Here is an 8,532-nt window from a genome sequence, read left to right on the forward strand (position 1 = left end):
GCTCCTGCGCCGGCCCCCGCTCCCGAGCCAGCCCCGGTTCCCGGTGGCGGAGGCGACGGGGGAGGCACGGGAGGCGGCGGCGACGCCGGAGACGGCGGGGCCTGACCCGGATACGGTGCACTAGGGTGTGGTCGTGCAGAGCAACGGCCACCTCTCCCCGCTGCCGCTCGACAGGGACCTGCGATCGCTCGGCCCCCGGGACCGGGTGCGACCCGGGGACGGGGCCGCCAGGGCGGTGCTGGACGCGTGGGGCGGACCGGTCGGTGAGCACGCGGTCGTAGGACGGCAGCGGTTCTGGACGCCGCTGCGCGTGATCATGATGTTCGCGGTGCTGTTCCTGGCGCTCGGGTTCTTCTCCAAGGCAGCCTGCCTGGTCACCACCAGCCCCACCGACGGCTCCGCGCCGGGGCTCAACTGGACCGGCCAGCAGTACTACAAGGCCTGCTACGCCGACCCGCTCCCGCTCTACGCGGTGCAGGGTCTGGACTCCGGTGAGCTGCCGTACCGGTACATGTGGGTGGGCGACGACGGCGGTGCCCGCTACATGGAGTACCCGGTGGTGTCCGGGATGTTCCAGTACGTCACCGCCCAGGCGGCCCAGGCCTGGCACGCGGTGGCCCCCGGCGGTCCCATCGAGGTGGTCAAGTACTTCGTCCTCGGCTGCGTGATCCTGGCGTTCCTCTGGATGGTCGCCGTGTGGGCCACCTACCTGTCGGCCGGGCGCCGGCCGTGGGACACGCTGCTCATGGCCGCCAGTCCGCTCATCATCTTCCAGGCCTTCACCAACTACGACCTGATGGCGGTGGCGTTCGCGTCCGTGGCGCTCCTGCTGTGGGCGCGCAGCAGGCCGGTCTGGGCGGGGGTCGTCCTGGGGATCGGCGTGGCGGCCAAGCTGTACCCGCTGTTCCTCTTCGGCGCCCTGCTGGTGGTGGCCATCCGCCGCAGGCGCTTCGTGGACCTGGGCAAGGCGGCCGTGGCGGCGGTGGCGGCCTGGTTGGCGGTCAACCTGCCGATCATGATCCCGTTCCCGGAGGGCTGGCGGGAGTTCTTCCGGCTCAACTCGGACCGCCCCGCCAACCCGGAGAGCATCTACGCCGTCATGCAGACCCTGACGGGCTGGCAGGGCTTCGACGCCGGGCGCGCCGCGGGCGAGGCCCCGGCCACGCTCAACACGGTGTCCCTGGTCCTGTTCGCCCTCGGCTGCGTGGCCGTGCTGGTCATCGGACTCACCGCCGCGACCACCCCGCGGATCGCGCAGCTGGCGTTCCTCATCGTGGCGGTGTTCCTGCTCACCAACAAGGTGTGGAGCCCGCAGTACTCGCTGTGGCTGGTCCCGCTGGCGGTGCTCGCGGTGCCGCGGGCCAGGCTGCTGGTGCCGTGGATGGTCTTCGACGCCCTGCTGTGGGTGGCGCACATGTCGTACTTCCACGGGGTGGCCAACAAGGGCATCGGGCCCGAGACGTTCCATCCGCTCGTCCTGGTGCGCGACCTGATGGTCGTGGCCATCTGTGTGGTGGTGATCCGCGAGATCTACCGGCCGCACCTGGACCTGGTCCGGATGGCGCACCAGGGCACACCCGAGGGGCCGGACCCCCTGGCCGGGGTGCTCGCGGACCCCGGCGAACCGCTGGTCGGACCGACGGTCCAGGAGAACGACGATCGTGACGGCGACGATCGTGTCCACGACGACCGTGACGACGACCATGACGACGACGAGGCCCGCGGGGTCCGACAGACGGAGGGCACCACCGGATGAGCACCAGTGCGATGATCTGGATGTTCGTGTGCATCCTCGTCGGATTCGTCTGCATGGTCACCGCCGCCGGCGGGCACCGCGCGGGGTGGCGCCAGCCCGTGTGGATCTCCTGGACCGTGGCGGCGTTCCTGTTCCTCACCGTGGTACCCGTGGTCCTGGCGCTGACGATAGGCCTGCGGCACGGCTGAGGCGGCTCGAGCGGGGTGAGGGGATTTCGTGGGCGGTCCTCAAGCGGGGTAGCCTTAGCGGGTTGCTGACGCAACGACCCTCCTGCCACGGAGATTCCGTGGCCGAATCTGTAGTCCACAGGAGGTGATGAGGTCCCATGCGTCAATACGAAGTGATGGTCATCCTCGATCCGAGTCTCGACGAGCGCACCGTGGCGCCGTCGCTGGACACGTTCCTCAACGTGATCCGGCAAGAGGGCGGTTCGGTCGACAAGGTCGATGTCTGGGGAAAGCGCCGCTTTGCCTACGAGATCAACAAGCAGACCGAGGGCATCTACGCCGTCGTGCAGATCAAGTCCGAGCCGGACGCGGTCAAGGAGCTGGATCGTCAGCTCGGTCTGAACGAGAACGTGCTCCGCACCAAGGTGCTCCGCGCCGACAAGTGACCCGGGTTCTCCGGCCCGCCCGCTAATCTGGGCGTGGTCGGTCGAGCTCCGATCACCACCACCTGAGCGTCAACACGGAGGACAAGCGCATGGCACAGGGCGACACCCCCATCACCGTGGTCGGGAACATCGTCGCGGACCCCGAGCTGCGGTTCACACCGTCGGGTGCCGCGGTGGCGAACTTCCGGATCGCCTCGACGCCGCGCCGCTTCAACTCCCAGACCAACCAGTGGGAGGACGGCGAAGGCCTGTTCCTCACCTGCAACGTGTGGCGCCAGGCCGCCGAGAACGTGGCGGAGTCCCTGCAGAAGGGGATGCGCGTCGTCGTCACCGGTCGCCTGCGCCAACGGTCGTACGAAACCCGTGAGGGCGAGAAGCGCACGGTGTACGAGGTGGAGGTCGACGAGGTCGGCCCGTCGCTCAAGTACGCCACGGCCAAGGTCACCCGCACCAACCGCGAGGGCGGCGGGGGCGGCTTCCAGGGTGGTGGCCAGCAGGGCGGCGGTCAGCAGGGCGGCGGATTCCAGTCCGGCGGCCAGCCGCAGGGCGGCTTCGGTGGCGGCCAGGGCGGCGGCCAGCAGAACGACGATCCGTGGGGCAGCGCTCCCCGGGCCGGCGGTTCCGGTGGCTTCGGCGGCATGGACGACGAGCCCCCGTTCTGATCCCAGGGTCTTTTCCCCGGGGCGCGCGATGCGCCCCACCCCATAAGCATGAGACATGACCTCGCGAGAGTCCGGCCCCGGTCGGCTCGTCGGAGGAAAGAAAGGTAGACGGATCATGAAGCTGATCCTCACCGCCGACGTCGACAAGCTCGGTGCGCCGGGCGACATCGTCGAGGTCAAGGGCGGATACGGCCGTAACTTCCTGCTCCCGCGTGGGCTGGCCATCGTGGCCACCCCGGGCGCCGAGCGCCAGATCGAGTCGATCAAGCGGGTCCAGGAGGCCCGTGAGGTGCGCGACTCGGACCACGCCAACGAGCTCAAGCAGAAGCTCGAGTCGCTCGCCGACGTCAAGGTCGCGGTCAAGACCTCCGACACCGGCAAGCTGTTCGGCTCGGTCACCGCGGGCGATGTCGCCTCCGCGATCAAGTCCGCCGGGGGGCCGGCGCTCGACAAGCGCGCCGTCCACATGCCCAAGGAGCACATCAAGTCGACCGGCGCCCAGAGCGTCGTCGTCGAGCTCGGGCATGACACGACCGCCAAGGTCGAGTTCGAGGTCGTTCCCGCCTGATCTCCCACGTAGGGCCCCGGTCGTCATCCGCGACGGCCGGGGCCCTCGTCGTGGACGCGACGAGGTTGTGGACCGCCTGTGGATAACCCCGACGGCAAAATACAACGGTGTCGGTTCCGATACCGATAATGTTCATCTTTCGTTACCTATTGCGTCGTTGAGCCGAGCGTGATACATGCCGTTCTCCACCGTCGCACATGCGAGCGAAGAGCCGCATGACCAGCACTTTTGTTCAGTTGCGACCGGGTAATCCACCGGTTGTCCACAGACGGACCGGCATCGGGCCAGCGAATCGGGAATTCATCCACAGTTGTCCACAGTCGGCCACCAACGATTGTGGAGAAACCTGTGGATAACTTGACGGGTGGCTGCCGGGCGTGTCGCCCCGGTGGCCTACAGTGAACTGGTCACGCGGGGCAGGCGAGTCGGCTCGGGAGTACCGCACGCCAGAGGCGTGAGGTGGAGAGGAGAGGTCATGGCGCAGGGGGGATTTGACGGATCCGACGAGATGCCGCCTCCGCCGGACGAGGGTGGACGCTCGGAGTTCGGTCGCACGCCGCCGCAGGACCTCACCGCGGAGCAATCGGTGCTTGGCGGAATGCTCCTCAGCAAGGACGCGATCGCGGACGTGGTGGAGGAGATCCAGCCGGGCGACTTCTACAAGCCGTCGCACCAGGCCGTCTACGACGTGATCCTGGACCTGTACGCCCGTGGCGAGCCCGCGGACGCCGTCACCGTGGCCGCCGAGCTTGACCGCCGTGGTGACCTCCGGCGCGCCGGAGGGGCCACCTACCTCCACACCCTCATCTCGACCGTGCCCACGGCCGCCAACGCGGGGTACTACGCACAGATCGTCTCGGAGAAGGCGATCCTGCGGCGTCTGGTCGACGCAGGGACGCGGATCGTGCAGTTCGGCTACTCGGGGTCCGAGGGAGCCGACGTGGCCGAGGTGGTGGACCGGGCGCAGGCCGAGATCTTCGAGGTGACCGAGCGCCGGACCACCGAGGACTACGTGATCATCGAGGAGCTCCTGCAGCCCACGATGGACGAGATCGACGCCATTCACACGGCCGGCGGGCTGAGCAACGGTGTCCCCACGGGCTTCGCCGACCTCGACGCCGTGACCAACGGGCTCCACGGCGGCCAGATGATCATCATCGCCGCCCGCCCCGGTGTCGGTAAGGCACTCGCCCTGGACACGGTGCTCCCGACCCCGGGCGGCGTGACCACCATGGGGAACGTGGGCGTCGGCGACCGGGTGCTCGGCGCCGACGGGCAGCCGACCGAGGTCGTGGCCGTGACCGAGGTGTGGGAGGACCGCCCCTGCTTCACCCTGCGGTTCAACGACGGCGCGGAGATCGTGGCGGACGCCGAGCACGAGTGGCGGATCGAGATGGGCGGCACCCACCAGACCGTCACCACCAAGTCACTCGAGACGCTGATGCTGGTGAGCGACTTCGGCATCCTGGTGCCCGAGAACGCCGGTTCAGGGCGCTCCGACCGCCTGATCATCGACGTCCGCGGCGCGCAGAGCGTCCCGGTCAGGTGCATCGAGGTCGCCGCCGATGATCACCTGTACCTGGCCGGTCCCACCGGGATTCCCACGCACAACTCCACCATCGGCCTGGACATCATGCGATCGTGCTCGATCAAGAACGGGCTCTCCTCCGTGCTGTTCTCCCTGGAGATGAGCAAGACCGAGATCGTCATGCGTCTGATGAGCGCCGAGGCGCGGGTCAAGCTCTCCGACATGAAGTCGGGAAAGATGAGCGACGAGGACTGGACCCGCATGGCCCGGCGGATGGGCGAGATCTCCGAGGCCCCGCTGTTCATCGACGACTCGCCCAACCTCACCATGATGGAGATCCGGGCCAAGGCCCGCCGACTCAAGCAGAAGCACGACCTCCGGCTGATCGTGGTGGACTACCTGCAGTTGATGTCCAGCGGCAAGAAGGTCGAGTCCCGCCAGCAGGAGGTCTCCGAGTTCTCCCGCCAGCTCAAGCTGCTGGCCAAGGAGCTCGACGTGCCACTGATCGCGATCTCCCAGCTGAACCGTGGCCCGGAGCAGCGCACCGACAAGCGGCCCCAGGTCTCCGACCTCCGCGAGTCCGGCTCGCTTGAGCAGGACGCCGACATCGTCATGCTGCTCCACCGGCCCGACTCCACCGAGCGCGACGACCCGCGCGCCGGCGAGGCCGACCTCATCCTGGGCAAGCACCGTGGTGGTCCGACCTCCACCATCACCGTGGCGCACCAGCTGCACTACTCGCGGTTCGTGGATATGGCGCGCGGGTTGTAGGTTGTCGCTGTGCGGTCTAGATTGACGAAATCACCTTCTAGATTGACGGTTGAACCAGCTGTTTGGGCGTCAGAATCCTCTTGACCAGGTGAAATCCAGAATCATCATGAGTCCGCCCGCTACGGCTCGGTCAATCTAGAAGTTCTGGGACGTGCATAGATGCTGGTCAGAAGGCTACAGGCTTTGTTGACTCTACAGACGTAGTTGTCGAGCTTTGCGGTTCCGTGGACAGTGCAGGTCACGAGGCATAACGTGAGTTCCGAGGACGGATGTCTACTCCGACTCGTGCTTGGAGGCCAACCATGTCGCCCGCTGATCATGCACCTCGCGTTGATCTTCAGCCTGCGCGAACCGGCAGGCCTCGTTTGCGTGCGCAGCAACTGAAGCCGAACGAGCGAGTCCTCGTCTCCGCGCGACTGCCAGCGGAGCTGGCCGCGCGGATCTATGAGACGGCGAACCGAAACCAGAAGCCAGTTAGTGGCGTTGTCGCTGACCTACTTGCGCAGGCTCTTGGAGATTCGGGGGCGGCCACAACTTAGAACAACACGGGCGGCGTAGAGCGCCGAAATGCGAAAGAAGGCCGGGGTGCCACCCGACCTTCTCGCTGGATCCGCCCACGCTTTCGCGTGGGACTTCACCTGTGATATCAGGACTTACCTCAGTGGAGGATTCCCTTGTCTTTTCTAGCAGACAGTTTCGAAACCCGGCTCGTCAACCTGGAGTGTTCCCGCTAAAGTGGCCACTGCAATTAAGCGGCGAGTTCGTATATGTCTCTGAATCCTAGTTCATACTCGGCTGGTGTCAAATATCCCAGTGTGGAATGTCGTCGTGCCCTGTTGTAGTACTCCTCGATCCAGGTGAATGTGCTCTTTGTGAGTGCTTTCAGGGTGGGCCATGGGCGCGTGTGAATGAGTTCCTTTTTGTAGCTCGCGAAGAATGATTCTGCGACCGCATTGTCGAAACAAATTCCAGTGCGCCCCAACGATCGTCGGATATTGTTTTTCGTGCAGTACTTGTCGAAGTCAGCGGACGTGTATTGAGTTCCGCGATCGCTGTGAAATATTACTTTTCCGGGTGGTCGACGACGAGCGATGGCCATGTCCAGTGCGTCGGTGACCAGCTCGGTGCGCATATGGTCGGCCACGGCCCATCCGACGACCATCCGGGAGTGCAGATCGATGACGGTGGCCAAGTACGCCCAGCCATTCCAGGTCCGCACGTAAGTAATATCGCCGCACCACTTGGTGTTCGCCTCGGCCGCCGTGAAGTCACGGCCGACGAGGTCAGGTGCAGGAACGGGGCGCTCTCCGGCGACGGTGGTGCGCTTCCACGCCTTCGGGTGGCGGCCTTCCAGGCCTGCGGTTTTCATGAGCCGCCACACCCGCTTGTGCGAGACCCGATGGCCGCCGGCGGCGAGCTCTGCGCGCATACGACGAACGCCAGGGCGGCCGTTGAGACGCTCGTAGAGGCACTCGATCAGCGTGGTCAGTTCGTCGTCCCGCAGGTCTCGAGCTGAGCGGGATTTGCCACGCCATTTGTAATAGCCAGAAGTCGATACGTCGAGTTGAGCACACATGAACGTGACCGGATAGGAATCGGATTCAGCCCAGTCCGCGATAGCCGCGAATTTCACCGCGGGTCTTTCGCGAACCAGGTCGCTACTTTTTTTGCGAACTCCGCCTCCATCCGGGCGTGTTTCACTTCTTCGCGGAGACGCTCGAGTTCCGCCCGCTCGTCCTCATTCAACGGGCGGTCAGACTCGCCGTTTCCCTCGTCTCGGGACTTCTTCACCCATTTCCCCAACGTCATCTCGTGAACGCCGATACTGCGTGCAACCTCGGCGATCGCACGACCATCATCGATAACCAAACTTACCGCGTTGGCCTTGTACTCGGGAGTGAAGCTCCGACGAGTCGATCCCATAATCTGCTCCCTCTATCTCGGGGGAACTCTCCGCTCATCTCCGCGTGTCCACCAGAACGGGAACGGTCCAACCCCTCGCGAGGTGTCTGATGACCGCAATCACATGGTCTTTTCGGTGGGAAGGCAAGCCGGAGGCACGGGATTGGTCGGAGGGCCTCCCGCCAACCGACTTCTCACGTATCACGCCGTTCCGGAAGGTACGTGCAAGTACGCGGTCGAAGAACATCCCCGCCCGAGCTTGGAGTCAGACCGTCGGTCGGGTGCTGGACGTCGAGTCCGGCCTTGAGCACGACCTCGTGCGAAAGCTCGATAGAGATCCGCAAGTGGAGTGGTTGGTCCCTCAGCCATGCCGAGTCTCATGGGTAACGCCATCGGGGCGAAAGTCCCATATTCCTGATGTCTTGTCGGTTGACGCGTCCAAGTTGGTGACGATCTGGGATGCCCGGCCGGTTGAGAAACAGGACGCGGAGTTCCTCGAAGCCGTTCCGGTCACGAGAGAAGCATGTGCGGCTTTTGGATGGAGCTACCAACTGTTCGCCGAGCTCGATCGGGTGGAGAAACTGAATCTGTTGTGGCTGCAAGGATTTCGTCGGCCACCGAGCTGGATCGACTCCGTGCGGCCTCTCATCATCGAGGAGGTTTGAATCGCCCCGGGTTTGATGGAGACATCGAATACCCGGGAAGGGATCATCAGAACCATGGGAGCACCTC

General features: G+C 65.3%; 9 protein-coding genes. 7 read left to right on the plus strand and 2 right to left on the minus strand.

Annotated elements, in window-relative coordinates; all coding sequences use genetic code 11:
• The first annotated feature begins 133 nt into the window (after positions 1 to 133).
• From G6022_RS10890 to dnaB, 6 genes are all read left to right on the plus strand, one after another.
• The gene (locus G6022_RS10890) at positions 134 to 1,756 is read left to right on the plus strand and encodes a glycosyltransferase 87 family protein (RefSeq protein ID WP_347237816.1); all 1,623 of its coding nucleotides are present in this window, start codon (positions 134 to 136) and stop codon (positions 1,754 to 1,756) included.
• Positions 1,753 to 1,944 (plus strand): hypothetical protein, encoded by a 192-nt coding sequence (locus G6022_RS10895; protein WP_179523918.1) that lies wholly within the window; start codon positions 1,753 to 1,755, stop codon positions 1,942 to 1,944. The genes G6022_RS10890 and G6022_RS10895 overlap by 4 nt, the downstream gene beginning before the upstream one ends.
• 137 nt (positions 1,945 to 2,081) lie before the next feature.
• Positions 2,082 to 2,369 (plus strand): 30S ribosomal protein S6, encoded by a 288-nt coding sequence (gene rpsF / locus G6022_RS10900; protein WP_107747067.1) that lies wholly within the window; start codon positions 2,082 to 2,084, stop codon positions 2,367 to 2,369.
• A gap of 89 nt (positions 2,370 to 2,458) precedes the next feature.
• Positions 2,459 to 3,031 carry a single-stranded DNA-binding protein gene (locus tag G6022_RS10905; protein WP_179523917.1) on the plus strand — a complete coding sequence of 191 codons (573 nt, stop codon included), beginning with the start codon at positions 2,459 to 2,461 and terminating at the stop codon, positions 3,029 to 3,031.
• A 115-nt stretch (positions 3,032 to 3,146) separates the two neighbouring features.
• The gene (gene rplI / locus G6022_RS10910) at positions 3,147 to 3,599 is read left to right on the plus strand and encodes a 50S ribosomal protein L9 (RefSeq protein ID WP_179523916.1); all 453 of its coding nucleotides are present in this window, start codon (positions 3,147 to 3,149) and stop codon (positions 3,597 to 3,599) included.
• Positions 3,600 to 4,107: 508 nt separating this feature from the next.
• On the plus strand, positions 4,108 to 5,898 hold the full coding sequence (gene dnaB, locus G6022_RS10915; RefSeq protein ID WP_182639201.1) for a replicative DNA helicase: 1,791 nt from the start codon (positions 4,108 to 4,110) through the stop codon (positions 5,896 to 5,898).
• Positions 5,899 to 6,646: 748 nt separating this feature from the next.
• On the opposite strand, the gene G6022_RS10920 is transcribed toward dnaB, so the two are convergent.
• Positions 6,647 to 7,531, minus strand: a complete 885-nt coding sequence (locus G6022_RS10920; protein WP_202959127.1) for an IS3 family transposase — start codon at positions 7,529 to 7,531, stop codon at positions 6,647 to 6,649.
• Positions 7,528 to 7,821, minus strand: a complete 294-nt coding sequence (locus tag G6022_RS16695; protein WP_095719256.1) for a transposase — start codon at positions 7,819 to 7,821, stop codon at positions 7,528 to 7,530. Before G6022_RS16695 ends, G6022_RS10920 begins: the two co-directional genes overlap by 4 nt.
• A gap of 89 nt (positions 7,822 to 7,910) precedes the next feature.
• Between G6022_RS16695 and G6022_RS10925 the strand changes: the two genes are divergently transcribed.
• Positions 7,911 to 8,465, plus strand: a complete 555-nt coding sequence (locus G6022_RS10925; protein WP_182639199.1) for a TnsA-like heteromeric transposase endonuclease subunit — start codon at positions 7,911 to 7,913, stop codon at positions 8,463 to 8,465.
• Positions 8,466 to 8,532 lie beyond the last annotated feature (67 nt).

The sequence above is a fragment of the Dietzia sp. Cai40 genome, assembly GCF_014145165.1.
Taxonomy (GTDB): Bacteria; Actinomycetota; Actinomycetes; order Mycobacteriales; family Mycobacteriaceae; genus Dietzia; species Dietzia natronolimnaea.

Excerpts from the sequence above, each read along its gene's own strand:
- rplI (WP_179523916.1), top strand. The coding sequence starts at position 3,147 with ATGAAGCTGATCCTCACCGCCGACGTCGACAAGCTCGGTGCGCCGGGC.
- G6022_RS16695 (WP_095719256.1), bottom strand. The coding sequence starts at position 7,821 with ATGGGATCGACTCGTCGGAGCTTCACTCCCGAGTACAAGGCCAACGCG.
- G6022_RS10925 (WP_182639199.1), top strand. The coding sequence starts at position 7,911 with ATGACCGCAATCACATGGTCTTTTCGGTGGGAAGGCAAGCCGGAGGCA.
- rpsF (WP_107747067.1), top strand. The coding sequence starts at position 2,082 with ATGCGTCAATACGAAGTGATGGTCATCCTCGATCCGAGTCTCGACGAG.
- dnaB (WP_182639201.1), top strand. The coding sequence starts at position 4,108 with ATGCCGCCTCCGCCGGACGAGGGTGGACGCTCGGAGTTCGGTCGCACG.
- G6022_RS10905 (WP_179523917.1), top strand. The coding sequence starts at position 2,459 with ATGGCACAGGGCGACACCCCCATCACCGTGGTCGGGAACATCGTCGCG.
- G6022_RS10895 (WP_179523918.1), top strand. The coding sequence starts at position 1,753 with ATGAGCACCAGTGCGATGATCTGGATGTTCGTGTGCATCCTCGTCGGA.